28 protein-coding genes are annotated in these 26,389 nt (G+C 59.2%); 11 read left to right on the forward strand and 17 right to left on the reverse strand.

Annotation, left to right across the window (positions count from 1 at the left end; all coding sequences use genetic code 11):
• The 11 genes from lipB to Q6A51_RS20220 all read right to left on the reverse strand — a co-directional run bounded on the left by lipB (position 1) and on the right by Q6A51_RS20220 (position 10,382).
• Positions 1–648, reverse strand: a complete 648-nt coding sequence (lipB, locus tag Q6A51_RS20170) for a lipoyl(octanoyl) transferase LipB (RefSeq protein ID WP_304575576.1) — start codon at positions 646–648, stop codon at positions 1–3.
• Positions 648–923, reverse strand: a complete 276-nt coding sequence (locus tag Q6A51_RS20175; protein ID WP_025261966.1) for a DUF493 domain-containing protein — start codon at positions 921–923, stop codon at positions 648–650. The genes lipB and Q6A51_RS20175 overlap by 1 nt, the downstream gene beginning before the upstream one ends.
• Positions 924–1,012: 89 nt before the next feature.
• The gene (locus Q6A51_RS20180) at positions 1,013–2,173 is read right to left on the reverse strand and encodes a D-alanyl-D-alanine carboxypeptidase family protein (protein WP_201007101.1); all 1,161 of its coding nucleotides are present in this window, start codon (positions 2,171–2,173) and stop codon (positions 1,013–1,015) included.
• A 234-nt stretch (positions 2,174–2,407) separates the two neighbouring features.
• Positions 2,408–3,421 (reverse strand): septal ring lytic transglycosylase RlpA family protein, encoded by a 1,014-nt coding sequence (locus Q6A51_RS20185; protein ID WP_201007099.1) that lies wholly within the window; start codon positions 3,419–3,421, stop codon positions 2,408–2,410.
• A complete protein-coding gene (mltB, locus tag Q6A51_RS20190) occupies positions 3,421–4,440 on the reverse strand; it encodes a lytic murein transglycosylase B (protein ID WP_374005052.1) in 1,020 nt (339 codons plus the stop codon). Before mltB ends, Q6A51_RS20185 begins: the two co-directional genes overlap by 1 nt.
• A 5-nt stretch (positions 4,441–4,445) precedes the next feature.
• The gene (rodA, locus tag Q6A51_RS20195; RefSeq protein ID WP_201018804.1) at positions 4,446–5,549 is read right to left on the reverse strand and encodes a rod shape-determining protein RodA; all 1,104 of its coding nucleotides are present in this window, start codon (positions 5,547–5,549) and stop codon (positions 4,446–4,448) included.
• 31 nt (positions 5,550–5,580) lie between these two features.
• Positions 5,581–7,476 (reverse strand): penicillin-binding protein 2, encoded by a 1,896-nt coding sequence (gene mrdA, locus Q6A51_RS20200; protein ID WP_201007095.1) that lies wholly within the window; start codon positions 7,474–7,476, stop codon positions 5,581–5,583.
• Between the two features lie 28 nt (positions 7,477–7,504).
• Entirely contained in the window at positions 7,505–7,972 is a 468-nt protein-coding gene (gene rlmH / locus Q6A51_RS20205) for a 23S rRNA (pseudouridine(1915)-N(3))-methyltransferase RlmH (RefSeq protein WP_025261972.1), read from the reverse strand.
• A gap of 9 nt (positions 7,973–7,981) precedes the next feature.
• The gene (gene rsfS, locus Q6A51_RS20210; RefSeq protein WP_201007093.1) at positions 7,982–8,368 is read right to left on the reverse strand and encodes a ribosome silencing factor; all 387 of its coding nucleotides are present in this window, start codon (positions 8,366–8,368) and stop codon (positions 7,982–7,984) included.
• Between the two features lie 60 nt (positions 8,369–8,428).
• Positions 8,429–9,088, reverse strand: a complete 660-nt coding sequence (gene nadD / locus Q6A51_RS20215) for a nicotinate-nucleotide adenylyltransferase (protein ID WP_201007140.1) — start codon at positions 9,086–9,088, stop codon at positions 8,429–8,431.
• A 22-nt stretch (positions 9,089–9,110) separates the two neighbouring features.
• A complete protein-coding gene (locus tag Q6A51_RS20220) occupies positions 9,111–10,382 on the reverse strand; it encodes a glutamate-5-semialdehyde dehydrogenase (RefSeq protein WP_201018662.1) in 1,272 nt (423 codons plus the stop codon).
• A 274-nt stretch (positions 10,383–10,656) separates the two neighbouring features.
• Here Q6A51_RS20220 and Q6A51_RS20225 point away from each other — a divergent pair, with 274 nt between their 5' ends.
• Together Q6A51_RS20225 and Q6A51_RS20230 are read left to right on the forward strand one after the other, a co-directional pair.
• Positions 10,657–11,328 carry a DNA-3-methyladenine glycosylase gene (locus tag Q6A51_RS20225; RefSeq protein ID WP_201018661.1) on the forward strand — a complete coding sequence of 224 codons (672 nt, stop codon included), beginning with the start codon at positions 10,657–10,659 and terminating at the stop codon, positions 11,326–11,328.
• 3 nt (positions 11,329–11,331) lie between these two features.
• Entirely contained in the window at positions 11,332–12,648 is a 1,317-nt protein-coding gene (locus Q6A51_RS20230; protein WP_201018660.1) for a bifunctional DedA family/phosphatase PAP2 family protein, read from the forward strand.
• Positions 12,649–12,685: 37 nt separating this feature from the next.
• On the opposite strand, the gene Q6A51_RS20235 is transcribed toward Q6A51_RS20230, so the two are convergent.
• From Q6A51_RS20235 to Q6A51_RS20245, 3 genes are read right to left on the reverse strand one after another with little or no spacing between them, the layout of a single operon-like run.
• Positions 12,686–13,276 carry an LON peptidase substrate-binding domain-containing protein gene (locus Q6A51_RS20235; RefSeq protein ID WP_201018659.1) on the reverse strand — a complete coding sequence of 197 codons (591 nt, stop codon included), beginning with the start codon at positions 13,274–13,276 and terminating at the stop codon, positions 12,686–12,688.
• Positions 13,277–13,288: 12 nt separating this feature from the next.
• Positions 13,289–13,999, reverse strand: a complete 711-nt coding sequence (locus Q6A51_RS20240; protein WP_201018803.1) for an LrgB family protein — start codon at positions 13,997–13,999, stop codon at positions 13,289–13,291.
• 2 nt (positions 14,000–14,001) lie between these two features.
• Positions 14,002–14,364, reverse strand: coding sequence for a CidA/LrgA family protein (locus tag Q6A51_RS20245; protein WP_201018658.1), 363 nt, complete (start codon positions 14,362–14,364; stop codon positions 14,002–14,004).
• 207 nt (positions 14,365–14,571) lie between these two features.
• Between Q6A51_RS20245 and Q6A51_RS20250 the strand changes: the two genes are divergently transcribed.
• The 3 genes from Q6A51_RS20250 to Q6A51_RS20260 all read left to right on the forward strand — a co-directional run bounded on the left by Q6A51_RS20250 (position 14,572) and on the right by Q6A51_RS20260 (position 17,549).
• Complete coding sequence (locus Q6A51_RS20250) at positions 14,572–15,027, forward strand: MaoC family dehydratase (RefSeq protein ID WP_201018657.1); 456 nt, start codon at positions 14,572–14,574, stop codon at positions 15,025–15,027.
• A gap of 128 nt (positions 15,028–15,155) precedes the next feature.
• On the forward strand, positions 15,156–16,880 hold the full coding sequence (locus Q6A51_RS20255; protein ID WP_201018656.1) for a C13 family peptidase: 1,725 nt from the start codon (positions 15,156–15,158) through the stop codon (positions 16,878–16,880).
• 27 nt (positions 16,881–16,907) lie between these two features.
• Complete coding sequence (locus Q6A51_RS20260) at positions 16,908–17,549, forward strand: oxidoreductase (RefSeq protein ID WP_201007074.1); 642 nt, start codon at positions 16,908–16,910, stop codon at positions 17,547–17,549.
• 65 nt (positions 17,550–17,614) lie between these two features.
• Here Q6A51_RS20260 and Q6A51_RS20265 read toward each other — a convergent pair whose 3' ends face one another.
• From Q6A51_RS20265 to mpl, 3 genes are read right to left on the reverse strand one after another with little or no spacing between them, the layout of a single operon-like run.
• The gene (locus Q6A51_RS20265; protein WP_304575577.1) at positions 17,615–17,899 is read right to left on the reverse strand and encodes a YceK/YidQ family lipoprotein; all 285 of its coding nucleotides are present in this window, start codon (positions 17,897–17,899) and stop codon (positions 17,615–17,617) included.
• Positions 17,892–18,521 carry a flavin prenyltransferase UbiX gene (ubiX, locus tag Q6A51_RS20270; RefSeq protein WP_122369842.1) on the reverse strand — a complete coding sequence of 210 codons (630 nt, stop codon included), beginning with the start codon at positions 18,519–18,521 and terminating at the stop codon, positions 17,892–17,894. Before ubiX ends, Q6A51_RS20265 begins: the two co-directional genes overlap by 8 nt.
• On the reverse strand, positions 18,518–19,867 hold the full coding sequence (gene mpl, locus Q6A51_RS20275; protein WP_201018653.1) for a UDP-N-acetylmuramate:L-alanyl-gamma-D-glutamyl-meso-diaminopimelate ligase: 1,350 nt from the start codon (positions 19,865–19,867) through the stop codon (positions 18,518–18,520). Before mpl ends, ubiX begins: the two co-directional genes overlap by 4 nt.
• Positions 19,868–20,059: 192 nt before the next feature.
• Between mpl and exaC the strand changes: the two genes are divergently transcribed.
• The 6 genes from exaC to Q6A51_RS20305 all read left to right on the forward strand — a co-directional run bounded on the left by exaC (position 20,060) and on the right by Q6A51_RS20305 (position 26,351).
• Entirely contained in the window at positions 20,060–21,580 is a 1,521-nt protein-coding gene (gene exaC, locus Q6A51_RS20280; RefSeq protein WP_201007069.1) for an acetaldehyde dehydrogenase ExaC, read from the forward strand.
• Between the two features lie 274 nt (positions 21,581–21,854).
• On the forward strand, positions 21,855–23,249 hold the full coding sequence (locus Q6A51_RS20285) for an ethanolamine ammonia-lyase subunit EutB (RefSeq protein ID WP_304575578.1): 1,395 nt from the start codon (positions 21,855–21,857) through the stop codon (positions 23,247–23,249).
• Entirely contained in the window at positions 23,246–24,085 is an 840-nt protein-coding gene (gene eutC / locus Q6A51_RS20290; protein ID WP_304575579.1) for an ethanolamine ammonia-lyase subunit EutC, read from the forward strand. The genes Q6A51_RS20285 and eutC overlap by 4 nt, the downstream gene beginning before the upstream one ends.
• An 84-nt stretch (positions 24,086–24,169) precedes the next feature.
• Positions 24,170–24,622 (forward strand): GNAT family N-acetyltransferase, encoded by a 453-nt coding sequence (locus Q6A51_RS20295; protein ID WP_201007065.1) that lies wholly within the window; start codon positions 24,170–24,172, stop codon positions 24,620–24,622.
• 265 nt (positions 24,623–24,887) lie between these two features.
• A complete protein-coding gene (locus Q6A51_RS20300; RefSeq protein ID WP_201018650.1) occupies positions 24,888–25,535 on the forward strand; it encodes a DedA family protein in 648 nt (215 codons plus the stop codon).
• 3 nt (positions 25,536–25,538) lie between these two features.
• Positions 25,539–26,351: a M90 family metallopeptidase gene (locus Q6A51_RS20305; protein WP_304575580.1), complete on the forward strand. Its 813-nt coding sequence runs from the start codon at positions 25,539–25,541 to the stop codon at positions 26,349–26,351.
• Positions 26,352–26,389 lie beyond the last annotated feature (38 nt).

Here is a 26,389-nt window from a genome sequence, read left to right on the forward strand (position 1 = left end):
TCATTCTATTCCGCCCGTAAGGGTCGCCTGCTCAGCATAGTCGAGGTGTTTGACGAGCTGCGCACGCAGCCGGGCACTTACCTCGGAAAATTCCATCTTCCCTGCGTGATCGCGCAACTGGGTCATTGCCAGCCCGGCATATCCACAGGGGTTGATGCGGCGGAACGGCTCCAGGTCCATGTCGACGTTCAACGCCAGTCCATGAAATGAGCAACCGTTACGAATACGCAGGCCGAGAGACGCGATTTTCGCGCCGTCGACATATACGCCTGGGGCATCGGCCTTGGCCGCCGCCGTCACCCCATAACTGTCCAGCAAGGCGATAAGGGTGTTTTCGATCCGGGTGACCAGATCACGAACCCCAAATCCAAGGCGCCTGACATCGAGTAACAGATAGGCAACCAGCTGGCCGGGGCCATGATAGGTCACTTGGCCGCCACGATCGACCTGTACGACAGGAATATTACCCGGCAACAGCAAATGCTCCGCCTTGCCGGACTGTCCCTGGGTAAAGACCGGTGAATGCTGCACCAGCCAGATTTCATCGGCGGTGTTCCGGTCACGCCCATCGGTGAAGCGCTGCATGGCATGCCAGGCGCTTTCGTAATCGATCAGCCCAAGATCACGAAAGCCCAGGATTTCGCCCATCAGAGCACCATATGCACGACACCCGTAGCGCGAAGAGCACTATTGATATCGCGCAACTGGTCTTCGCCGGTGGCGACGATATGCAGTTGTACGGTGGTGTACTTGCCGTTGCTGCTCTGACGCTCGGCGAGCGTGGAGACGTCGATCTTCGCGTGCTTGCCGAGAATCTCGATCACCGCAGCAGTAAAACCCACGCTGGTGTCGCCGATCACCTTGATCGGGTAGTCATCGCAGGGGAATTCGATTTTGTGCGACTTGACGTCGGTATCGGTCATGGCAGTAAAGGTCTCACAAGCCGTGACGACGGACACGCGACCCGCTCAGAAAGCAGGTCGCGAGAAGGTCGGCATTGATTACTAGAAGGTCAGTTGAACAAGCCGTAGAAGAACAGGCGAATGCTATCCCACACGCGGCGGAAAATACCACCTTCCTCGACAGCTTCCAGTGCGATGAGGTTGGCAGTATGCACAACCTTGTCTTCCTTCTTCACTTCAACCTTGCCGATCACGTCACCCTTGGCAATTGGCGCAACCAGTTGCGGGTTCATGGTCATGCTGGCGCTGAGTTTCTTCATGTCGCCTTTGGGCATGGTCATGCTCAGGTCTTCTGCCAGACCGGCCTTGACCTGACGGGTGGTGCCTTTCCAGACGGACGCCTGGGCCAGCTCGGTGCCCTTCTGGTAGAAGTTCTGGGTTTCGAAGAAACGGAAACCGTAGGTCAGCAGCTTCTGGGTTTCAGCCGCACGAGCCTGCTCGCTGTTGGTGCCGAACACCACGGCGATCAGACGCATGCCGTCACGCACTGCCGAGGACACCATGCAGTAGCCGGCTTCTTCGGTGTGACCGGTTTTCAGGCCGTCGACGGTCTTGTCGCGCCACAGCAGCAGGTTGCGGTTAGGCTGCTTGATGCCGTTCCAGAAGAACTCTTTCTGCGAGTAGATCGCGTAGTGAGCCGGGTCTTCGTGGATGATGGCGCGCGCCAGCGTTGCCATGTCATGAGCAGACGAATAGTGCTCAGGGTTCGGCAGGCCGGTCGGATTCATGAAGTGGCTGTTGGTCATGCCCAGATCGCCAGCAGTCTTGTTCATCATGTCGGCGAAAGCGTCTTCGCTGCCGGCAATGTGCTCGGCAACTGCAACGCTGGCGTCGTTACCCGACTGGATGATAATGCCGTGCAGCAGGTCGCTGACCGTCACCTGGCTACCAACCTTGATGAACATCCGGGAACCGCCTGTACGCCAGGCGTTTTCACTGACGGTCACCGGATCGTTCTCGCCGATCTGGCCGCGACGGATTTCCAGGGTCGCGATATAGGCAGTCATCAGCTTGGTCAGGCTCGCAGGAGCCAGGCGCTGATCACCATTGTTTTCAACCAGAACGTTGCCGCTGGAGGCATCCATCAGCACGTAGGACTTGGCGGCCAGTTGCGGCGCAGCAGGCGTCATCTGTTCTGCGGCCCAGGCAGCCGGGGCGATAATCAGTGGCACAAGCAGGCACAAACGTTTTGCAAAGGTGGTGATGTTCATCCGTCTCTCGAAATTGCTAATGGGCAAACATGCCCTCACGGGCAAAGCGGAACAGGCCGGCGAAGCGCATGCACTTCACTGCGGCCCGTGGCGCCAGGCTAAAGCCCTGGCTGACAAGATCGCCTGTTCGACACACGATCCTGCGGGCAGTGCCTGCAACACTTGCTCTGACGGCAAGTCCGCATTGCGGGCCACTGCAAATCGCTCTTCATACCGCCAAGAACGACTGTTCATTCAATCCAGTGTTACAAGGCTCGGCTGACCAAGGTTGGCCGATCTGACACTATCCTGCAATTGCTGGGCTTCACCCTGCGTGCCTATCGGCCCCATCCGGACCCGATAAAGCGTCTGTTGATTGCGGGCTATCGAACTCACGAAAACCGGTGCCCGAACCATCCCGCTCAGTTTCGACCTCAGGAGCTCGGCAGCGTCTGGATTCGCGAAGGCTCCCACCTGGAGAAATAGCCCAGAGGCTTGTCCGGAAGCGTTTTTTTTTGCGTCAGCCTGCAAAGGCACGGCTGGCGCAGCGTGTTGCTGGGGCGGCGGTGTGTATTGCTCGACAGTCCCGGTAGAGGCTGTAAACGCTGGCGTAGCGGCCTGAGCCACGACTTGTGGCTGATCAAGCGCCAGGGGCGCCGGACGACCACGTTGCGCCCACCATTCCTGTGGATCGATACCTTCGACCTTGACCCGCGCAGTACCGCTTTCGGCATAACCGAGCTTCTTGGCGGCCGCGTAGGACAGGTCGATGATCCGGTCGGAGTAGAACGGCCCACGGTCGTTGACACGCAGAATCACCGTGCGGTTGTTGTCCAGGTTGGTCACCCGGACATAACTGGGCAGCGGCAGGGTCTTGTGAGCGGCGCTCATGCCATACAGGTCATAGACCTCGCCATTGGCGGTGTTCTGGCCATGAAACTTGGTGCCATACCAGGAAGCCGTACCCGAGGCGACATAGCGTTTGGATTCGCTCATCGGGAAATAGGTCTTGCCCAGTACCGTGTAAGGGTTGGCCTTGTAGGCACCGGTGTGGACAGTTGGCGTGGCATCGGGGATACGCGAGACATCGACATCCCACCAGGGAGCCCCGTCCTTGTGCGCGCGGTTGATATCCAGCCCTGGTGCAGAACGCACGGCTGTGCCGCTCTGCTGTGGCGAACGCGAAGTGGACGAGCAACTTGCCATAAGCAATGCCAGCCCCGCATAAGCCAGCAATTTCAAAGGTGTACGAATCGGCAATGGCCGCATTACTTCACGCCTCGAGCTTGAACCAACGATTCAGACAGCTGATACACGGCCATGGCGTACATCACACTGCGGTTATAACGGGTGATTACATAAAAATTGTTCAGCCCCATCCAGTATTCGGGGCCTTGCTCGCCTTCAAGGCGAAATGCCGTGACAGGCAGGTCATCGCGCAGCGCATCATGACTCGCCCAGCCCAGACCTCGCAACTCCCCGACCGACATGATCGGGTCCAGGCCAGGGCTCAGCCCCTCATCGACCCGACTGCCACGTGCCGAAGCACGACTGACGACACGCTGCCCGGCCACCCAGCCATGGCGCTTGAAGTAGCTGGCAACGCTGCCGATGGCATCGTCCGGATCGGTCCAGATATTGATATGCCCGTCACCGTCGAAATCCACGGCATAAGCACGAAAGCTGCTCGGCATGAACTGCGGCAGCCCCATCGCACCGGCGTAGGAACCCTTGAGGGTCAGAGGATCGACCTGCTGTTCACGCGCCAGCAGCAGGAACTCGCGCAGTTCCTTGCGGAAAAACGGGGCGCGGGGCGGATAGTCGAAGCCCAGCGTGGACAGTGCATCGATTACCCGATAGTTGCCGGTGTTGCGGCCAAAGAAGGTCTCGACGCCAATGATCGACACGATGATCTGCGCAGGCACACCATATTCCTGCTCGGCACGGGCCAGAGCAGCCTCATGCTGACGCCAGAAATCGACGCCACGCGCGATACGGGCATCGGTAATGAACATCGGACGATATTCTTTCCATTGCTTGACCCGTTCGGCCGGGCGGGAAATGGCATCGAGAATAGGCTGTTTGCGCTCGACCTCGCGAAACACGCTCATCAACTGTTCGCCGGCAAAACCGTACTCGCGAGTCATCTCACCGACAAATTCGGCTACCTGAGGAGAACCCTCGTAGTCGCCAGCGATAGCCTCTTGTACGGTTCCAAGAACGCTCACCAGACCGACCACCGGAGCATATCGAGCCCAGTTGCGAACTACCTGCATTGAATTCTTCACCTTAATCAAACCTGAGCGATCCATTTACGATGTGTATGGATCGACATCAAAACCCCAAACGCTGACAGCAGCGTCACGAGCGAAGTTCCGCCATAGCTAATGAAAGGCAGCGGTACACCTACAACCGGCAGCAGGCCACTGACCATACCGATGTTGACGAATACATAAACAAAAAATGTCATTGTCAGCGCCCCGGCCAGCAACTTGCCGAACAGGGTCTGGGCTTGCGCAGTGATGACCAGACCACGCCCGATCAACAGCAGGTAGATGACCAGCAGCGCACAGATTCCCACCAGCCCGAATTCTTCGCCCAGCACCGCAATGATGAAGTCCGTGTGGCTTTCAGGCAGGAAGTCCAGGTGCGACTGGGTGCCCAGCAGCCAGCCCTTGCCGAATACACCGCCGGAGCCAATGGCCGCCTTGGACTGGATGATGTTCCAGCCCGTGCCCAGCGGGTCGCTTTCCGGGTCGAGAAAGGTCAGTACCCGCTGCTTCTGGTAGTCGTGCATGAAGAAGAACCACATGGCGACAGCCGCTGGCACGGCAGCGGCCAGCACGCTGATGATCCAGCGCCAGCGCAGCCCGGCCATGAACAGCACAAAAGCACCGGAAGCCAGGATCAGCAAGGAGGTGCCCAGGTCAGGCTGGCGCACGATCAGCACAAAAGGAACCCCGATCAGCCCCAGGCTTACCGCGACATGCTTGAGCTGCGGCGGCAAGGTCCGCTTGGACAGATACCAGGCGATGGTCGCCGGCATGATGATTTTCAGGAACTCCGATGGCTGGAAACGGATCACCCCTGGAATGTTGATCCAGCGGGTAGCGCCCATGGCGTTGTGCCCCATCACATCCACCACCACCAGCAACAGCACGCCCATGACATACAGAACGGGCACCCAGCGCGCCATGAAACGCGGCTCGAACTGGGCGATGACCAGCATTGCGGTCAACCCGATACCGAATGAACTGGCCTGTTTGATCAGCAGGTCCCAGTTCTTGCCACTGGCCGAATACAGGACGAACAGGCTGCCCGCCGCCAGAGTCAGCAGGATGACCAGCAACGGGCCATCGATATGAATACGCTGCAGAAAGGTCGCACGGCGACGCATCACATCTTCGCTGGAAAGGATGCGGTCGAAATTACTCTTCACGGGCCGCAGCCTCCGGATTCAGGGAGCCGGCGTACTCAGGCTTGAGTGCGCCATTCTGGTCGAGCAGCCAGGCATCCATCACCTGACGGACCACAGGAGCCGCGACGCCAGAGCCGGACTCACCGTTCTCCACCATCACAGCCACGACGATCTTGGGGTTGTCGGCTGGCGCGAAGCCCACGAACAAGGCGTGGTCGCGATGACGCTCCTGAACCTTGGTGCGGTCATACTTTTCACCCTGCTTGATCGCGACAACCTGAGCGGTACCGCTTTTACCGGCGATCCGGTATTGCGCACCAATGGAAGCCTTGCGCGCCGTACCCCGCGCACCGTGCATCACTTCCTGCATGCCGTGGTTGACCCTGGCCCAGTTGGCCGGATCGCGCAGGATGATGTCCGGCATAGGGTTATCATCCACCGGCGCCTTGCCTTCGATGCTCTTGGCCAGATGCGGCCGGTTCCACTTGCCCTTGTTGGCAACCAGCGCAGTCGCCTGGGCCAGTTGCAGCGGGGTGGCCTGCATGTAGCCCTGCCCGATCCCGAGAATCAGCGTCTCGCCAGGGAACCACGCCTGACGCCGGGTCGCCCGCTTCCAGTCCCGGGACGGCATCAAGCCTGGAGACTCCTCGAACATGTCCAGGGACACTTTCTGCCCGAGCCCGAACTTGTTCATGTAGCTGGACAGCCGGTCAATGCCGAGTTTGTGCGCAAGATCATAGAAGTAGGTGTCATTCGAACGCATGATCGCCACATCCAGATCAACCCAGCCATCACCGGTGCGGTTCCAGTTGCGGTATTTGTGGTCATAGTTCGGCAATTGGTAATAACCGGGGTCGAATACACGAGAGCCCGGCGTCACGACACCAGCATCCAGCCCGGCAATCGCGACCGCAGGCTTGATGGTCGAGCCCGGTGGATAAAGACCACGCAGGATACGGTTGAACAGCGGTCGGTCGATGGAGTCGCGCAGCTCGGCGTAAGCCTTGAAGCTGATGCCGGTGACGAACAGGTTCGGATCGAAACTCGGGGCGCTGACCATCGCCAGAACCTCGCCGGTATTGGGGTCCAGCGCCACCACGGCACCACGACGACCACCCAGCGCAGCTTCGGCCGCTTCCTGCAGATTGATATCCAGGCTCAGGACAATGTCCTTGCCGGGAATCGGATCGGTGCGCTTGAGAACACGCAAGACACGACCACGGGCGTTGGTCTCGACCTCTTCGTAACCGACCTGACCATGCAGTTCGTCTTCGTAGAAACGTTCGATACCGGTCTTGCCTATATGGTGCGTGCCACTGTAGTTGACGGGATCGAGGCCCTTGAGTTCTTTCTCGTTGATCCGGCCCATGTAACCGACCGAATGCGCAAAGTGCGGCCCTTGGGGATAGTGCCGGACCAGTTGCGCCACCACCTCGACGCCGGGCAGGCGGAACTGGTTCACGGCAATAAGGGCAATCTGCTCTTCGGTCAGCTCGAACAGGATGGGCACAGGCTCGAATGGCCGACGCCCCTGCTTCATGCGCTTTTCAAAGATGATGCGGTCATCGGGCGTGAGTTGCAGCACTTCGACAATGGTGTCGAGCACCTTGGACCACTCGCCGGCACGCTCGCGGGTCATGCTCAGACTGAAACTTGGCCGGTTATCGGCAACCACAACCCCGTTGCGGTCGAAGATCAGGCCGCGACTCGGAGGAATCGGCTGGACGTGAACGCGGTTGTTTTCCGAAAGTGTCGAGTGGTAGTCGTACTGAATGACCTGAAGGAAATACAGGCGTGCAATCAGGACGCACACCAGCAACATGATGGCCACTGCCCCGAACACGACCCTGCTGCGCACCAGACGTGCGTCTTTTTCATGGTCTTTTAGGCGGATCGGCTGAGGCATCTAGGGCGCGTTCACAGTAAAGGCAATGCTACTTGTGATAAGGGTGCCCGGACAGAACTGTCCAGGCGCGATATATCTGCTCACCGATCAGGATACGCACCAGCGGGTGCGGCAAGGTCAGTGGTGACAGCGACCAACGCTGCTCGCTGCGTGCGCAAACCTCTGGAGCAAGACCTTCCGGCCCTCCGACCATGAGGTTTACCGTGCGCGAATCCAGACGCCAGCGGTCAAGCTCGCTCGCCAGCTGTTCGGTGCTCCAGGGTTTGCCCTGCACTTCAAGCGTGACGATCCTCTCACCCGGTTGCACCTTGGCCAGCATGGCTTCACCTTCCTGACGGATCAGGCGTGCCACGTCGGCGTTCTTGCCACGGGTATTGAGCGGAATTTCCACGAGTTCAAGCGCAAGTTCGGAAGGAAGACGCTTGGCGTACTCATGCCAACCCTCTTCCACCCACTTGGGCATACGCGAACCAACAGCGATCAGGCGCAGACGCACAGCGATGCCTTATTCGTGGCCCGGAGTGTGGTGCGCAGCGCTGGCTGCACGGCTCTGCTCGGCACCTTGCCACAGACGCTCCAGGTCATAGAACTGGCGTGCAGCAGCGGTCATCACGTGAACGACGACATCACCCAGATCCAGCAGAACCCAGTCGCTGTCGCCCTTGCCTTCTTCGCTCAGCGGCATCAGGCCGGCAGCCTTGACCTTCTCGCGCACGTTATCAACCAGCGCGTTGAGCTGGCGGTTGGAAGTACCGGTGCAGATCAGCATGTAATCAGCGATGCTGGTCTTGTCGCGCACGTCGAGTGCCAGAATGTCCGACCCTTTGACGTCTTCCAGTGCAGCCGTTGCCAGTGCTACGACTTCTTCACTACTCAGTTTTTGCTTTGTCATAAAAAACTCATTCAGCTCATATGTGTGGAAACGCCCAAACGCTTATCTATAAAAGCAGTTTCAGAGCGTCCCATCAGTGTTCGGCGCACAGTAAAGCCTGTGCACATCGATATAGGCCAGTACCGCGTCTGGCACCAGAAAACGTACCGACTTACCGCTGGCCAGCAGTTGACGGATCTGGGTGGCAGACACCGACAACGGCGTCTGCCAGACGAATGTAATGTGTCCACCCGGCCCTTTCAGGGCCTTCGGATCGCTGACTGCGCGTGCCGCCAGCAGGTTGCGCATGGCATCAGGCGACTCGCTGTCCGCGTCCGGGCGTTGCAGCACCACGATATGGCAGTGCTCCAGCAGTTCTTCCCACCGATACCAGGTGGGCAGCCCGCAAAAGGCATCCCAGCCCAACAACAGAAACAGCTGGTCCTCTGCGGCCAGTTCGGCCCGCATCGATTCCAGAGTGTCGATGGTGTACGACGGTTTATCCCGTTTCAGCTCACGGTCATCCACCGTCAAGGGTGACACACCGGCCACCGCACACCGGACCATCGCAAGACGATCCTGTGCAGTCACACTCGGCATGTCGCGATGTGGCGGCCTGGCGCTGGGCGTCAGGCGCAACTCATCGAGTTCAAGCAGCTCGGCCACTTCCAGTGCGCCGCGCAAATGACCTATATGTACCGGGTCGAACGTTCCCCCCAGCATGCCGATACGTCTGGGCAAGGCTGCTACGGGCTCGCTCAAGTCAGGCAGGCTCCTGGCCACGCAATTGACCGTCACCGATCACGATGTATTTCTCGCAGGTCAGGCCTTCCAGGCCGACAGGGCCACGGGCATGCAGCTTATCAGTAGAAATGCCGATCTCTGCACCCAGACCGTACTCGAAGCCATCCGCGAAACAGGTCGGGGCATTGATCATCACCGAGCTGGAGTCGACTTCCGCCATGAAACGGCGAATCTGGCCCTGCTGCTCGGAAACGATGGCATCGCTGTGATGCGAACCATAGTGGTTGATATGCTCGATGGCTTCGTCCAGACCGGTTACCACACGAATCGACAGAATCGCCGCCAGATATTCGGTGTGCCAGTCTTCTTCGGTCGCAGGAATCGCATCGATCAGTTCGCGGGTGCGCTCACAGCCACGCAACTCGACGCCCTTTTCATGGAAGCGGGCAGCCATTGCAGGCAGGAACTCGGCAGCCACGGCCTGATCCACCAGCAGGGTTTCCATCGAGCCGCAGATGCCATAACGATAGGTCTTGGCATTGAAGGCGATGTTCTGAGCCTTTGGCAAATCAGCATAGGCACTGACATACACATGGCAGATGCCGTCCAGATGCTTGATGACCGGCACACGGGCGTCACGGCTGACACGCTCCACCAGCCCCTTGCCGCCACGAGGCACGATGACGTCCACATACTCGGGCATGGTGATCAGCGCGCCCACGGCATCGCGGTCTGTCGTTTCGACAACTTGCACCACACCCGAAGGCAGACCGGACTCGGCCAGACCGCGCTGGATGCAGGCAGCCACCGCACGGTTGGAGTGAATGGCCTCGGAGCCACCGCGCAGGATGGTCGCGTTCCCGGACTTGAGGCACAGGCTCGCGGCATCGATGGTCACGTTCGGGCGCGACTCATAGATGATTCCGACAACGCCCAGCGGCACACGCATCTTGCCGACCTGAATCCCCGAAGGCCGATAACTCATGTCGCGAATTGCACCAACCGGGTCCGGCAGACTGGCAACCTGACGCAACCCGACGATCATGCTGTCGATACGTGCGGGGGTCAGGGCCAGGCGTTCGAGCATGGCGGGAGCCAGGCCATTGGCGCGACCTGCGTTCAGGTCAAGCTCGTTGGCGGCGGACAACTCGGCGCGGGCTTCGTCCAGAGCGGCGGCAATGGCCTGCAGAGCGCGGTTCTTCTGCGCAGTGCTGGCACGACCGATCACTCGCGAAGCTTCGCGGGCGGCGCGACCCAGGCGGGTCATGTAGTCAAGAACGGACTCACTCATGGTCTCAGAGGTCTTGGCAGATAAGAAAGCGGCCGATTATAGCTGTCACGCCGCACGAACGACAGCGCAGACAGGCGGATGGTCGATAACAGTGCAAAAAATGACCATGTCGGGCTTATTTCACCCTCATACGGCCCTTCACGATGAAAGATTGCGAGTAAACCTGCACTTTTGTCATTTCCAGAAACAACAAAGTTGGCCTTCAAGGTACATTCAGCTGCATTTAAGACAGCGCTTGTTATGATCTGCGCCCTCTCACTTCATGTGTCCGCCTATGCCCGTTGCTCTTGCCGACAGCTTTTTCCATCGAGATGCCCAGGTCCTGGCCCGCGATCTTCTGGGCAAGGTCATCCGGCACAAGGTCGGTGAGCTGTGGCTGGCAGCGCGCATCATTGAAACCGAAGCCTATTACTGTGCCGAAAAAGGCAGCCATGCCTCGCTGGGCTACACCGAAAAACGCAAGGCGCTGTTTCTGGATGGCGGGCACATCTACATGTATTACGCCCGTGGCGGAGACTCGCTGAACTTCAGCGCCGAAGGGCCGGGCAATGCCGTGTTGATCAAGTCTGGCTTTGCCTGGGTCGATGAACTCAGTGATGCCAATGCCCTGGCACAGATGCAATTGAACAACCCGGATGCCAGCGGCGCCTTTCGCGCACCGGAGCGGTTGTGCGCAGGCCAGACGCTGCTGTGCAAGGCCATGGGCCTGAAAGTGCCGGTCTGGGACGCCAGGCGCTTCGATCCGCAAAAGCTGCTTGTCGAAGACATTGGCCAGACGCCGAAGCTCATCGTTCAAACCACTCGCCTGGGAATTCCCCATGGCCGCGACGAGCACCTGATGTACCGCTTCGTCGATGCCGAATACGCCCGCTTCTGCACGCGGAACCCACTACGTCGCGGTCAGGTCGAAGGCCGCGACTATTTTCTAATCCCTCAAGGAAACTGATCCATGGGCGAACTGCTCGATGGCATTACTGGCTGGTTGACCGCGAACCCGTCGTGGGTAGCGATAGCGATATTCGTGGTGGCATTCATCGAGTGTGTCGCGATTGCCGGGATCGTCGTGCCAGGCACTGTTCTGATGTTCGCCATCGCAGCACTGGCGGGCAGCGGCATTCTGTCGTTGAGCGAAGTGCTGCTGCTGGGTTTTCTCGGGGGCCTGCTGGGCGATGCAGTGTCGTACTTCATCGGCAAGCACTTCCATCAGAATATCCGCCAGTTACCCGGCCTGCGTCAGCACCCGGAATGGCTGACGGGCGCAGAAACCTACTTCCATCGCTACGGCATCGCCAGCCTGCTGGTGGGTCGCTTCATCGGTCCGTTGCGCCCGATGCTGCCCATGATTGCGGGCATGTTCGACATGCCCTTCCCGCGCTTTGCCATCGTCAGCATCATCGCAGCCGCTGGTTGGTCGATCGTTTACCTGATGCCGGGCTGGGCAGCAGGCGCGGCCATTCGCCTGCCATTGCCTGAGGGTTTCTGGAGCGAAGCCGCATTCATTGGCGCGGGCCTGGCCATTCTGTTCGGGCTGAGCATTCAAAGCAGCATCCGCAAGCAGCGCCATGCGACCAAGGTGATTGCCTTGTTGAGCGTGCTGATGCTGGCCGGACTGCTGATCGGCTGGCCGTACCTGAACCATTTTGACCAGGGCCTGATGACGCTTGTCCAGGAGCATCGCAGCGCGACGGCCCAGAATATCGTCCTGCTGGTCACCAGCATTGGCGACTTCAAAGCCCAACTGCTCGCTGCAGCACTGCTGATCATTGTTCTGCTGATAGCCCGGCAATGGCGCCACGCCGCCTTCGCACTCGCCACAACACTGGGCACAGCCGTGGCGAACGGCACGCTCAAAACGTTTTTTGGCCGCGCCCGTCCGGACGTACTGCTCGACCCTCTGACCACCTACAGCATGCCCAGCGGACATAGCTCGGCTGCGTTTGCGCTGTTCATGACACTGGCGGTACTGGCCGGACGTGGACAACCGATCAGGCTGCGCCTGACCTGGCTGCTGCTGGGCGGGGTTCCAGCGCTGGCCATTGCCTTGTCACGGGTTTATCTGGGGGTACATTGGCCGACGGATATCCTGGCCGGGATGATGCTGGCGTTCTGTATCTGTGCCGCAAGCCTGACCCTCATCCAGCATCAGACGCCGTTGCCAGCCATGTCGGCAAAAGTATGGTGGCTGATCGTACCGGCCATAACCGGCCTGCTGGGCCTGTTTGCAGTCAATGCATTGGCCCATGCGACATTGCGATATCAGTATTGAGGTAGTGGCTTTCGCGAATGAATTCGCTTCTACAACATCAGGCCTGTAAATCGCCTTGCATCTCGTCGAGCAGCTCCTGGATCGCATCCAGGCGCTCTTCGGGGTCGTCGATTTCCAGCAGTTCGATCTTGTCCTGCTCAGTGAAGGGCAGCAGGTAAGCCAGCTGATTGGCCAACGATTGCTGACCACTGGCCTCAAGCCCCATGTTAAGGGACGCGACCATCGGGTGCTCGCCCAGCGCTTCGAGCAAGGCCACCAGATCGGCATCTTCCTCCTGCAATGGCCGCTCCTGCTGCTCGTCCAGCCACTGGACATCGGCTATCAACAATTGGTCCCGCTGCACAGTGGCATTGATGACTCTGAAACGCCGACCGCCGACGACACGAATCCCCAGCAGGCCGTTGTCCTGCTGCTGAAAGTCCGTGACCTGCGCTTCACAGCCGATCAACGAATAGCCCTCGGGCGCCACACCGATCTCGCTGCCATGAGTGATGCACACCACACCGAACCCTTCGCCTTGCTTCATGCAACGGCTAACCATGTCCAGATAACGCGCCTCGAACAATTGCAGATCGAGCACGCATCCCGGAAACAGCACAGCATTAAGCGGAAACAGCGGCAACGTCATAAATAAGTACCCTTAAACAGCCAAAGACACGGCCAATGGCAGAAACAATGCTGTTGCAACACCCATCAGGCTCATTGCCAATGCAGCAAAGGCGCCTGCCTCCTCGCCTTCCTGCAGAGCCAGTGAGGTTCCCACCGCATGAGCGGTAAGCCCCAACGCCATGCCACGTGCTGCGTGATTATCAACGCCAGCCAGTGACAACAGGCCAGGACCGAAAATGGCGCCGAACACGCCAGTGATCAAGACAAACACCGCCGCCAGCGCTGCGACACCACCGATCTGCTCAGCCACCAGCATGGCAATCGGAGAAGTAACCGACTTGGGCGCCATGGTCATCAGGATCATGTGATCGGCACCCAGCAACCAGCCCAACGACAAGCACAAGCCGGTGGCAAAAACACCACCAATCACCAGCGTAGTTAAGGTTGGCCATAACAACTGACGAATCCGCCGTAGATTCAGATAAAGCGGCACCGCCAGGGCGACCGTGGCCGGCCCCAGAAGAATGCCCAGAATCTCTGTGCTTTTACGGTATTCGGCGTAATCCAGACCACAGCTGAACAGGATGCCGATCACTACAACCATCGAGACAAGCACAGGTTGCAGGAACAACCAGCGGGTTTTCTCATAAGCAGCCATCGCCAGTTGATAAGCACCCAACGTGATAGCGATGCCAAACAGAGGGTGATGAATCACCGACATCCAGGCCCCATGCCAATCCAGACTCATGAGCGCTCCTGGCGGCGTGCCTGACGCTCGATAAGCTTCTGCATCAACCAGCCGACAAAGGTCAGCGAAATGATCAGCGACACGGACAGGGTGCCAAAGATGGCCCAGAAGTCCTCGGCAATGGCCGAGGCATAAACCATCACGCCAACGGCGGGCGGCACCAGCAGCAGAGGCAGATAACGCAGCAGACTGCTGGCAGCCACACTGATCGGCTCACTTACTTCACCGCGCCAGATCAGGTACGCGATCATGAAAACCAGACCAATGATCGGCCCCGGCAGTATCGACAAGAACAGATGATTGAGCGCCGTCCCCAGCAATTGGAACAGCACCAGCCATGTCAGACCCCGTAACAGCATGGGAACTCCAGAAGATAAATGAACCCGGTGAACTCACGGCGCCATTATAAACACGCTGCGTTCAAGGCTATGGACAGGTATTCGCACACAAGGAGTCACTTGACCAACCGGCAACCCTCTGCTGATCTTGTCACGCGCCCGCAGACAATGTCCCGCACGGGTATGGACTGCAAGCTGCAAGCAAAACCGAAGATCAAGGAGAGTGATATGCCTTTTGTACCTGCTACAGAGCTCAAGAACTACATCGGCAAGGAACTGGGACGTTCCGAATGGCTGACCATCGACCAGGAACGCATCAACCTGTTCGCGGAAGCCACCGGCGATTTCCAGTTCATCCACGTCGATCCCGTCAAGGCAGCACAGACTCCTTTCGGCAGCACCATCGCACACGGGCTGCTCTCGCTCTCGTTGATTCCCAAACTGATGGGCGACCTGCTGGTCATGCCCGAAGGCCTGAAAATGGTGGTCAACTATGGCCTGGACAGCGTGCGTTTCATTCAACCGGTGAAGGTCGATTCACGGGTTCGACTGAAAGTCGAGCTGACGGAAGTCACGGAGAAAAAACCGGGGCAATGGCTGCTCAAGGCCACGACCACCCTGGAAATCGAAGGTCAGGAAAAACCGGCCTTTATCGCTGAACCTTTGTCCCTGTGTTTTGTGTAGCACCCATGAAACATGAAACAGTCGTAACAGACTGTTTCACCCCTCTTACTCGCTGCGGCATACTCCCACCGGTGTGACAAGAACATCTGCTCAAGCAGAGTCACGGAATAACTCTCTTGGGATCTTAAATGCGCGCGCTTGCTCCTCTGGCTCTGACTCTCCTGATCGCTGGCTGCGGCGATAGCGAATCCCTGTTGCCTCCCGATGGCCTGCTGCCCGACGGCGGGCGCTATCGTGGCGATCTGGTCAATGGCCGGCTTCAGGGCGAGGGCCGCATCGATTACCCCAATGGCAGTTGGTACGCTGGCCAGTTCGAGAATGGCCAGCGCCATGGTCGAGGCGAATGGCATGCCAGTAATGGCGACGTCTATAAAGGCCTGTTCGAGCACGGACTGTTCCATGGCCAGGGCAAGCTGATCACCGCTGGAGGAAATTACGTCGGCGGCTTCAAACTTGGGCGCCGGGATGGCGAAGGAACCTGGCAGGAAAAAGGCCTGCTCTACAGAGGCCACTTCAAGGCAGGTCAATACGACGGCCCCGGACGCCTTGAGCTTGAAGACGGCAGCCAGTTCCAGGGCCAGTTCGCTCAGGGCAAACCCAATGGCGAAGGCGTGCGCACCGACGCCAGCGGCAACCAGTTCAGCGGCAAATTCGTCAACGGCCAGCTTCAGGGTAACGGCAGCTTCACAAGCACCGATGGCGATCACTATATCGGCGGCTTTCGCAACAACCAGCTGGACGGCATGGGTCGCTACGAGAACAGTGACGGCGATATCTGGAACGGCCAGTTCAAGGAAGGAGCGCTGAGCGGCAAAGGCGAACTGATCGGCTCGGACGGCAGCCGCTATCAAGGCCAGTTCAACAATTGGCAATTCTCCGGCGAAGGTCATCTGCAACTGGCCGATGGCAGCAGCTATGTCGGCCACTTCGCCAATGACACCTATCAAGGCCCGGGTGTGCTGACCTCCGCCGACGGTGTCAAGCTGCGCGGTGTCTGGGCCAACGGCCAGCGGATACGCGACGCCCAAGGCACGTTGCTGCCCGATCCGCTGGAGGCCGGTCTGCTCGCCCAAGGCCCGTTACTGGATAAAGCACTGGCCGCCGTGCCCGCCTCGACGCCCAGCCTGGAACTGTACAGCCTGGTGGTGGCCGGTGACGGCAAGCAAAGCGTGTTCATGCGTGAGGCCGATTACGTCAGCAACCTGCTGGCCTCAAGGTTTGGTGCATCCGGGCAAATCAGCCTGGTCAATCACCGCGACCACATGAACGACCGCCCCCTCGCAACCCGGGAATCCATCAGCCGTGCCGCCCAGACACTGGCACAACGCAGTGGCCCGGAAGACCTGGTGTTCATTTATCTGACCAGCCATGGCACTCAGGATCACGAACTGGTGCTCGACCAACCGCGCCTGTCGCTGGCCGATCTGCCAGCCGATGCATTGGCTGCCGCACTGGTACCGCTGAAAAATCGGGACAAGGTCATCGTGATTTCCGCCTGCTATTCGGGCGGATTCATCCCGGACCTCAAGGACGAACGAACGCTGGTCATGACTGCCTCACGAGCTGACCGCGTATCGTTCGGTTGCTCGGAGGAAGCCGACTTCACCTATTTCGGTGATGCACTATTTGCCAGGGCACTGGTCGAAACCGATGACCTGCAACAAGCTTTCAACGATGCAAAAGCGTATGTCGCGCAACGTGAAATCGAAGATGATTTCGAGGCTTCGGAACCACAGATATGGGCACCCAAGGGGGTCATTGCCCGCTGGCAACTGTTACGCAAGAATCAGGCAGAGCGAGCGCTGAATACGACCTTGAACCGCAAGGAAGCGAAGACCTCCACTAGCCGCTAGGCTATTCAGTATCAAGGGAGAAACACTATGTACTTGACGCCGCAACACATCCTGCTTGCAGGGGCAACCGGACTCACAGGCGAACATTTGCTGGATCGCCTGCTCAATGAACCCACCGTCAGCCGTGTGCTGGCCCCGACACGCCGCCCATTGGCCACCCACCCACACCTGGAAAACCCGGTGGGCGAACTGGACAGCCTTCTACCCACCCTCGGCGGCAAAGTGGACATTGCCTTCTGCTGCCTGGGCACCACCATCAAACAGGCAGGTTCGCAGGAGGCCTTCCGCGCCATCGACCTGAATCTGGTACTGACCGTGGCCGAACGCGCTCGCGAACTGGGGGCGCGGCATTTTCTGGTGATCAGCGCCATCGGTGCCGATGCCCGGTCCAGTGTGTTCTACAACCGCACCAAGGGTGAAATGGAAGAAGCCCTGAGGGCGCAAGACTGGCCACAACTGACCATCGCACGCCCGGCCCTGCTGGTGGGCAATCGTACGGAAACCCGCTGGGCCGAACAGCTCGCGGCACCGATTGCCAAATTACTCCCCGGCAAATACGGCGCTATCGAAGCCTGCAATCTGGCCCGCGCCATGTGGCGGCTGGCGCTGGAAGAACAGGATGGCGTTCGGATTGTGGAGTCGGATGAGTTGCGTAAATTGGGGAAATAAACTGAGGTGTTCGCGAATGAATTCGCTCCTAAGGGGTGTGAAGGAGCAAATTCATTCGCGAAAAATCACAACCCGCCATGAGCCTGATAACCCACTCCCAGTGCTGTCAGCACCGACAACGGCAGCAACAAGGTGTCGAGCAACGCACTGGCGGGTAAATCCAGGGCCGGGTACTCGGGCGCTTCGTCGCCGAAGCGGTCCTTCTCGCAGCAACCACCCTGCATCGCATACAGATCAAGTCGCGTACCGGCATACACGACAGGCGCGCCCGGCTGGGCCGCATCCAGAGTCCTGACCGTGGCACAGCCGGTCATGAGCAGCGCCAGTGCAATCAGCAGGATCTTACTCATCGCTCCCCACATGATGCTCACCCCAGCGCGGCAGCATGTCCTGCGGGATATTCAACAGATTGAGAATTCGTGCGACCACGAAATCCACCAGATCGTCGATGGTCTGCGGCTGATGATAGAAACCGGGAGACGCTGGAAGAATCACCGCGCCCATGTTCGACAGTTTGAGCATGTTCTCCAGATGAATGCTGGAAAATGGCGCCTCACGCGGCACCAGAATCAACTGGCGGCGCTCCTTCAAGGTGACATCCGCCGCACGTTCGATCAGGTTGTTGCAGGCTCCGCTGGCAATGGCCGACAGAGAGCCAGTCGAACACGGCACCACCACCATGGCGCTAGGCGAGCCCGAGCCCGAGGCCACGGGCGACATCCAGTCATCGCGGCCATAGACACGAATCTGCCCGGCAGTCGCGCCGGTGTACTCGGTCAGAAAGGCCTGCATCATCGCAGGCTTGGGCGGCAACCTGACGTCGGTTTCAGTCGCCATCACCAATTGCGCGGCCTTGGAGATCAGGAAGTGGACTTCCCGGTCTTCACGAACCAGACAATCCAGCAGGCGCAAACCGTACTGGGCACCCGAAGCTCCGGTCATGGCCAGAGTAATGCGTTCGGGGCCGCTCATTTCAGGGCCTCGGCCAGTTTGCCATGCAGGCCGCCAAAGCCGCCGTTGCTCATGATGACCACATGAGTGCCGGGCTGAGCCTGGCTTTTGACTCGCTCGATGATCCCCTCGAGGGAATCGCTGACGATCGAAGGCACCGAACATTGTGCAGCGGTCGCGGCCAGATCCCAGCCCAGATTGGCCGGTGCATACCAGACCACCTGATCGGCCTGCTGTACGCTTTCCGGCAAACCATCGCGGTGCGCGCCGAGCTTCATGGAGTTGGAGCGAGGTTCGATAATCGCGATAACCGGAGCATCACCGACTTTCTTGCGCAGGCCATCAAGGGTGGTGGCGATAGCCGTCGGATGATGTGCGAAGTCGTCATAGATAGTGATGCCGCGTACCTCCGCGACTTTCTCCATGCGGCGCTTGACGCTCTTGAATGCACTCAACGCCTCGACACCCTGCGCAGGCACTACACCGACATGCCGGGCCGCTGCCAGAGTCGCCAAGGCATTGGCAACGTTGTGCTGCCCGGTCATTCCCCACTCGACCACGCCTTGAGGCTGGCCATCGAACAGCACTTCAAAGCGCGAACCGTCTTCACTCAACAGACGCGCCTGCCATTGGCCGTCCTGCCCGGTGGTTTGCACCGGCGTCCAGCAGCCCATTTCAATGACCCGCTGCAAGGCTGGCTCGGTCGTTGGGTGAATCACCAGACCTTCGCTCGGGATGGTGCGCACCAGATGGTGGAACTGCCGCTCGATGGCCGGAAGATCCGGGAAGATATCGGCGTGATCGAACTCAAGGTTATTGAGGATCGCGGTACGCGGGCGGTAATGGACGAACTTGGAGCGCTTGTCGAAGAAGGCGCTGTCGTATTCGTCAGCTTCGACCACGAAGAACGGCGTACCGCCCAGACGCGCCGACACCGCGAAGTTCTGCGGAATGCCGCCGATCAGGAAACCGGGGCTCATGCCCGCGTGTTCCAGCACCCAGGCCAGCATGCTGCTGGTGGTCGTCTTGCCGTGAGTGCCGGCAACTGCCAGCACCCAGCGACCTTGCAATACGTGATCCGCCAGCCACTGAGGGCCGGAAACATAAGGCAAACCTTTATTCAGCACATACTCGACCGCTGGGTTACCACGCGACAGCGCATTGCCGATCACCACCAGGTCCGGTGCCGGATCGAGTTGTGCCGGGTCATAGCCCTGAGTCAACTCAATGCCCTGAGCTTCCAGCTGGGTACTCATCGGCGGGTAGACGTTGGCGTCGGAGCCTGTTACGCGATGCCCCAACTCTTTGGCGAGTACCGCCAGCGAGCCCATGAACGTGCCGCAGATACCAAGGATATGAATATGCATGATGACCTCTTATAACATCCGCGCAGGTTAGCTCAGGACCGCTCAAATGGCACCCGGTCTTTGTCCGGTACAGCGAAAGCCTACGGCTAAAGTTCATTCCCGAACCGGAGCTAAATGGCCTACTCTTGGCTACTCTCTGCCACAGGTTTGACCACGCTGAACTCCCCACAACAAGAATCAGGAGACTTCACCATGCGTTACGCACATCCAGGTACCGAAGGCGCGCTCATCAACTTCAAGGAGCGCTACGGTAACTACATCGGCGGCGAATTTGTCGCACCGGTCAAAGGCCAATACTTCACCAACACCTCGCCCATCACCGGCAAACCCATTGCTGAATTCCCCCGCTCCACCGCCGAGGATATCGACAAGGCGCTGGACGCCGCCCACGCTGCCGCGCCGGGCTGGGGCACGACCTCCGTACAGGAACGTTCGCTGACTCTGCTGAAAATCGCAGATCGCATCGAAGCCAACCTCGAAAAGCTGGCCATCACCGAAACCTGGGACAACGGCAAGGCAGTTCGTGAAACCCTGAACGCCGACATCCCGCTGGCCGTCGACCACTTCCGCTACTTCGCGGGCGTCCTGCGCGCGCAAGAAGGCAGCGCAGCAGAAATCGACGGCAATACCGTTGCGTATCACATCCACGAGCCGCTGGGCGTAGTCGGCCAGATCATTCCGTGGAACTTCCCGATCCTGATGGCTGCCTGGAAACTCGCGCCAGCCCTGGCCGCCGGCAACTGCGTCGTACTCAAGCCCGCCGAACAGACGCCGCTGGGCATCAGCGTACTGGTCGAACTGATTGGCGACCTGCTGCCACCCGGCGTGCTGAACATCGTCCAGGGTTATGGCCGCGAAGCCGGTGAAGCGCTGGCCAGCAGCAAGCGCATCGCCAAGATCGCCTTTACCGGTTCCACCCCCGTGGGCTCGCACATCATGAAACTGGCGGCGGACAACATCATTCCGTCCACCGTGGAGCTGGGCGGCAAGTCACCGAACATCTTCTTCGAAGACATCATGAGCGCCGAGCCTGAGTTCATCGAGAAGGCCGCAGAAGGCGTAGTGCTGGCGTTCTTCAACCAGGGCGAAGTCTGCACCTGCCCTTCCCGCGCGCTGGTTCAGGAATCCATCTACCCGCAGTTCATGGAAGCGGTGTTGAAGAAAGTCCTGAAGATCAAACGCGGCGACCCGCTGGATACCGACACCATGGTCGGCGCGCAGGCTTCGCAGCAGCAATTCGACAAGATTCTCTCGTACCTGGAGATTGCTCAATCCGAAGGCGCGGAGCTGCTGACCGGCGGCAAGGTGGAAAAACTGGAGGGCGACCTGGCGACCGGTTACTACATCCAGCCGACACTGCTTAAAGGCAACAACAAGATGCGCGTCTTCCAGGAAGAAATCTTCGGCCCGGTGGTCAGCGTCACGACCTTCAAGGACGAAGCCGAAGCCCTGGCCATTGCCAACGACACCGAGTTCGGCCTGGGTGCCGGCGTATGGACCCGCGACATCAACCGCGCTTACCGCGTCGGTCGCGCCATCAAGGCCGGTCGCGTCTGGACCAACTGCTACCACCTGTATCCGGCGCATGCGGCATTCGGTGGTTACAAGAAGTCAGGCGTAGGCCGCGAGACCCATAAAGTGGCGCTTGAGCATTATCAGCAGACCAAGAACCTGCTGGTGAGCTACGACACCAATCCGCTGGGCTTCTTCTGATTGGTTGTTCGCGAATGAATTCGCTCCTGCGCAGACCGTGTGGGGCTCATCCGCGAACAGCGCACCAACGCCGGGCATTCTCCCGAATCCCGGCGCTCCACCTTGAAGCAACACCCGCAAAATCCTCCAGCCACACCCCGCAAATTCGCACTTCCATTCACTATGGAGTATTAATTGCTTACATCGCTTCCCACAGTCGCTTGAACCGGAACGTCACCGGTTTGACCGAAAGACTACGTCCGACGCCAACGGCGGGACGTCATGGAGAATCTGTATGGCAAGCTTTTCCCAGGCTATCGGTGCGCTGACGTACCGTTTCGACAGCCTCAAGGACGTCATGGCAAAAGCCAGTCCTGCCCGCTCCGGCGATTTTCTGGCCGGGGTTGCAGCGCAAAACGATGGAGAGCGAGTCGCCGCACAAATGGCGCTGGCCAATATTCCTCTCAAGCACTTCCTTGAAGAAGCGCTGATCCCTTACGAAAAAGACGAAGTTACCCGCCTTATCATCGACACCCATGACACGGTGGCCTTTGCCCCGGTCAGCCACCTGACCGTGGGTGGATTTCGTGACTGGCTGCTCAGCGACAAGGCCGACGAAACCAGCCTGCGCGCTCTGGCTCCCGGCCTGACGCCGGAGATGGCCGCAGCGGTCTCGAAAATCATGCGTGTACAGGATCTGGTGCTGGTCGCGCAAAAGATTCGCGTCGTGACACGCTTTCGCAACACCGTAGGCCTGCGCGGACGCCTGTCGACGCGGCTGCAGCCCAACCACCCGACCGACGAGCCATCGGGCATTGCGGCCAGCGTGCTGGACGGCCTGCTGTACGGCAACGGCGATGCCATGATCGGCATCAATCCGGCCACCGACAGCACCTCGTCCATCGTCGCGCTGCTGGAAATGCTGGATGCGATCATCCAGCGTTATGAAATCCCGACCCAGTCCTGCGTGCTGACCCATGTCACCACCTCCATTGAAGTGATCAACCGCGGCGTACCGGTCGATCTGGTTTTTCAATCCATCACCGGCACCGAGGCCGCCAACGCCAGCTTCGGGATCAACCTGAAACTGTTGCAGGAAGGCTACGAAGCGGGCCTGAGCCTCAATCGCGGAACACTCGGGCAGAACCTGATGTATTTCGAGACAGGACAAGGCAGCGCGCTGTCGGCCAACGCTCACCATGGCGTGGACCAACAGACCTGCGAAACCCGCGCCTACGCAGTGGCCCGGCATTTCAACCCGTTTCTGGTCAACACAGTGGTCGGCTTCATTGGCCCGGAATACCTGTACAACGGCAAACAGATCATCCGCGCCGGGCTCGAAGACCACTTTTGCGGCAAGCTGCTGGGCGTGCCCATGGGCTGTGATATCTGCTACACCAACCACGCCGAAGCCGATCAGGACGACATGGACACCTTGCTGACGCTGCTGGGCGTGGCGGGGATCAACTTCATCATGGGCATCCCCGGCTCGGACGACATCATGCTCAATTACCAGACCACTTCTTTCCATGACGCGCTCTATGCGCGGCAGAGCCTGGGCTTGCGCCCGGCCCCCGAATACGAGGCCTGGCTGGAAAAAATGGGCATCTTCACCCAGGCCGATGGCCATGTGCGCTTTGGCGACAGCCTGCCACCGGCCTTTCGCCAGGCTCTGGCGCACCTGGCATGAGTGAGCTCTCCATGACCGACGACACACTTCCCAACCCATGGCTGGAATTGCGCCGCCTGACCCCGGCGCGCATTGCACTGGGTCGTACCGGCACCAGCCTGCCGACCAACGCACAACTGGACTTTCAGTTCGCCCACGCTCAGGCACGGGATGCCGTGCATTTGCCCTTCGATCATGCAGGGCTAAGCGCACAACTGGCGGAAAAAGGCCGTGAAACGCTGCTGGTACACAGCGCCGCCGCAGACCGCCACAGTTACTTGCAACGCCCGGACCTGGGACGACGCCTGAACGAAGACTCGGCTCTGCAATTAAAGGATTACGCTGCTGCTCATCCCGGTGGGGTCGATCTGGCCGTGGTGGTTGCCGATGGTCTGTCGTCGCTGGCCGTTCATCGCCATACCGTACCGTTTCTGGCGCGCATGGAAGAACAGGCCTGCGCCGAAGGCTGGACGCTGTCTCCAGTGGTTCTGGTGGAGCAAGGCCGTGTCGCCATCGCCGACGAAATCGGTGAACTGCTTGGCGCAAAGATGGTGGTGATCCTGATCGGCGAACGCCCGGGCCTCAGCTCCCCGGACAGTCTGGGTCTATATTTCACCTATGCGCCCAAGGTTGGCCTGAACGACGCCCATCGCAACTGCATCTCCAATGTGAGACTGGAAGGCCTGAGTTACGCAATGGCGGCTCATCGCTTGCTTTATCTGATGCGTGAAGCCTGCCGGCGACAGGTTTCGGGGGTGAACCTCAAGGATGAAGCCGAATTGAAGACTGTGGAATCGGATAACGCAGCCGATAACAAGGGTAACTTCCTGCTCGCAGGCCCGGTTGAGCCGCTTTAGATTGCGCTTTCTAAAGCCAGTCGGCAGCATCGAACCGTCGCCCGAGCACACTGCATTCGCCCATAGTGAAGTTGAGGCCCAATCATGCGGATCATAAAAGCAACTCTTGAACACCTGGACCTGCTCTGCCCGCTGTTCATCAAATATCGCGAGTTTTATGGCGAGTTGCCGTTCCCGGACTCATCCCGCGATTTTCTGGAAAAGCGTTTGCGCCGCGATGAATCCGTGATCTACCTGGCACTGGCCAAGGATGACGACAACAAAGTGCTGGGCTTCTGCCAGCTCTACCCAAGCTTCTCGTCGCTGTCGCTCAAGCGTGTGTGGATTCTCAACGACATCTATGTGGCCGAAGACTCCCGTCGCCAGCTGGTCGCGGACCATCTGATGAAGCATGCCAAACAGATGGCCAAGGAAACCCAGGCCGTACGCATGCGCGTGTCCACCAGCAGCGACAACGAAGTGGCACACAAGGTCTATGAGTCCATTGGTTTCAAGGAAGATACCCAGTTCAAGAACTACGTATTACCGATCAACTAAGGTCATAAATCACTTTGTGGGAGGCAGCTTGCTGGCGACTTCAGCGTACAGACGCAGAATATCTGCCGGTTTTCAGGCCTTTGTCGCCAGCAAGCTGCCTCCCACAAGTCTTGTTTGTGGCTTGAGTGATTAGCATTAATCCGTAGGAGCGACTTCAGTCGCGAAAAACCTGTTGCCATGTTTATCCCTCTATAATGCCGCGCGTACTGCACAGTAGTTTCTTCCGCACGTGCCCTGTTCCAAGGGTCTGGCCTCAGGTATTCCAATGGATTTCAACCCCCTCGACCTCATCCTGCACCTCGATGTGTATCTCGACCTGCTGGTAGCCAACTACGGCACCTGGATCTACGCCATCCTGTTCCTGGTGATTTTCTGTGAGACGGGGCTGGTCATCATGCCCTTCCTGCCAGGCGACTCGCTGCTGTTCATCGCAGGCGCAGTGGCTGCCGGTGGCGGCATGGACCCGGTTCTGTTGGGAGGGCTGTTGATGCTGGCAGCCATATTGGGCGACAGCACCAACTACATCATCGGGCGAACCGCCGGAGAGAAGCTGTTCAGCAATCCAGACTCGAAAATCTTCCGCCGCGACTATCTGATCCGCACCCAGGAATTCTATGCACGCCATGGCGGCAAGACAGTCACACTGGCGCGCTTCCTGCCGATCATTCGTACGTTCGCGCCTTTCGTCGCGGGCGTCGGCCGGATGAACTACCTGCGCTTCCTGAGTTTCAGCGTGCTGGGCTCGATCCTGTGGGTAGGCAGCCTGGTAACGCTTGGGGTCTATTTCGGCAATGTGCCCTTTATCAAAAAGAACCTGACATTGCTGGTGCTGGTGATCATTCTGATGTCCCTGCTGCCCATGGTCATCGGCCTGATACGCAGCCGCATGGGCCGCTCGGCAGACGCCCGCTGAGCCATGTGGTCGTTCAGCAACTGGCGCAGACAGCGCACGCTGGCTAAAAACCCTGTCGCCCTCGAAGTGTGGCAACAGGTATGCCAGCGGCTGCCGATTCTGGACGGGCTAAGTGAAGCGCAGCACCAGGCCCTGCGCGACGCCTGCGTGCTGTTCCTGCAAGCCAAGCACCTGACGGCGTTGCCGGGTGTCGAACTGGATGATGAGCAACGGTTGTTCCTCGCGGCCCAGGCACAGTTGCCGCTGCTCAACCTCGGGGATCTGAACTGGTATCAGGGTTTTCACGAAATCGTCCTGTACCCCGGCGACTTCATCAGCCCGCAACGGCACCGCGATGCCAGCGGTATCGAACATGAATGGGATGGCGAGCACAGCGGAGAAGCCTGGCAACAGGGCCCGGTGATTCTGGCCTGGCCGGGCGTGCTGTCCAGTGGCGACTGGGATGCCTATAACCTGGTCATCCACGAACTGGCGCACAAACTCGACATGCTCAATGGCGATGCCAACGGCCTGCCGCCGCTGCACGCAGACATGCGCATCAGCGAGTGGGCCAGAGTCATGCAAAACGCCTACGACGATCTCAACCGGCAACTGGACAACGATCCAGACATCGAAACGGTCATCGACCCTTACGCCGCCGAAGACCCTGCCGAATTCTTCGCGGTGACCAGCGAGTACTTTTTCAGCGCGCCCGACCTGCTGCACGGCACCTACCCCGAGGTCTATGAGCAACTGAAGGCCTTTTACCGCCAGGACACCCTGGCCCGGCTGCAAGCCCTGCAAAAGGGCGACACGGCCAGTCAAAGCCAGCACTGATCCAACGCGGTGCGTGTCAACATCAACAGAATATGCCT

The sequence above is a fragment of the Pseudomonas serbiensis genome (assembly GCF_030580745.1).
Classification (GTDB): domain Bacteria; phylum Pseudomonadota; class Gammaproteobacteria; order Pseudomonadales; family Pseudomonadaceae; genus Aquipseudomonas; species Aquipseudomonas serbiensis.

Coding starts and splice junctions, on each gene's coding strand:
- lipB (WP_304575576.1), bottom strand. CDS start 648: ATGGGCGAAATCCTGGGCTTTCGTGATCTTGGGCTGATCGATTACGAA.
- Q6A51_RS20175 (WP_025261966.1), bottom strand. CDS start 923: ATGACCGATACCGACGTCAAGTCGCACAAAATCGAATTCCCCTGCGAT.
- Q6A51_RS20180 (WP_201007101.1), bottom strand. CDS start 2,173: ATGAACATCACCACCTTTGCAAAACGTTTGTGCCTGCTTGTGCCACTG.
- Q6A51_RS20185 (WP_201007099.1), bottom strand. CDS start 3,421: ATGCGGCCATTGCCGATTCGTACACCTTTGAAATTGCTGGCTTATGCG.
- rodA (WP_201018804.1), bottom strand. CDS start 5,549: ATGCGTCGCCGTGCGACCTTTCTGCAGCGTATTCATATCGATGGCCCG.
- mrdA (WP_201007095.1), bottom strand. CDS start 7,476: ATGCCTCAGCCGATCCGCCTAAAAGACCATGAAAAAGACGCACGTCTG.
- rsfS (WP_201007093.1), bottom strand. CDS start 8,368: ATGACAAAGCAAAAACTGAGTAGTGAAGAAGTCGTAGCACTGGCAACG.
- Q6A51_RS20220 (WP_201018662.1), bottom strand. CDS start 10,382: ATGAGTGAGTCCGTTCTTGACTACATGACCCGCCTGGGTCGCGCCGCC.
- Q6A51_RS20225 (WP_201018661.1), top strand. CDS start 10,657: ATGCCCGTTGCTCTTGCCGACAGCTTTTTCCATCGAGATGCCCAGGTC.
- Q6A51_RS20230 (WP_201018660.1), top strand. CDS start 11,332: ATGGGCGAACTGCTCGATGGCATTACTGGCTGGTTGACCGCGAACCCG.
- Q6A51_RS20235 (WP_201018659.1), bottom strand. CDS start 13,276: ATGACGTTGCCGCTGTTTCCGCTTAATGCTGTGCTGTTTCCGGGATGC.
- Q6A51_RS20245 (WP_201018658.1), bottom strand. CDS start 14,364: ATGCTGTTACGGGGTCTGACATGGCTGGTGCTGTTCCAATTGCTGGGG.
- Q6A51_RS20250 (WP_201018657.1), top strand. CDS start 14,572: ATGCCTTTTGTACCTGCTACAGAGCTCAAGAACTACATCGGCAAGGAA.
- Q6A51_RS20255 (WP_201018656.1), top strand. CDS start 15,156: ATGCGCGCGCTTGCTCCTCTGGCTCTGACTCTCCTGATCGCTGGCTGC.
- Q6A51_RS20260 (WP_201007074.1), top strand. CDS start 16,908: ATGTACTTGACGCCGCAACACATCCTGCTTGCAGGGGCAACCGGACTC.
- Q6A51_RS20265 (WP_304575577.1), bottom strand. CDS start 17,899: ATGAGTAAGATCCTGCTGATTGCACTGGCGCTGCTCATGACCGGCTGT.
- ubiX (WP_122369842.1), bottom strand. CDS start 18,521: ATGAGCGGCCCCGAACGCATTACTCTGGCCATGACCGGAGCTTCGGGT.
- mpl (WP_201018653.1), bottom strand. CDS start 19,867: ATGCATATTCATATCCTTGGTATCTGCGGCACGTTCATGGGCTCGCTG.
- exaC (WP_201007069.1), top strand. CDS start 20,060: ATGCGTTACGCACATCCAGGTACCGAAGGCGCGCTCATCAACTTCAAG.
- Q6A51_RS20285 (WP_304575578.1), top strand. CDS start 21,855: ATGGCAAGCTTTTCCCAGGCTATCGGTGCGCTGACGTACCGTTTCGAC.
- eutC (WP_304575579.1), top strand. CDS start 23,246: ATGAGTGAGCTCTCCATGACCGACGACACACTTCCCAACCCATGGCTG.
- Q6A51_RS20295 (WP_201007065.1), top strand. CDS start 24,170: ATGCGGATCATAAAAGCAACTCTTGAACACCTGGACCTGCTCTGCCCG.
- Q6A51_RS20300 (WP_201018650.1), top strand. CDS start 24,888: ATGGATTTCAACCCCCTCGACCTCATCCTGCACCTCGATGTGTATCTC.
- Q6A51_RS20305 (WP_304575580.1), top strand. CDS start 25,539: ATGTGGTCGTTCAGCAACTGGCGCAGACAGCGCACGCTGGCTAAAAAC.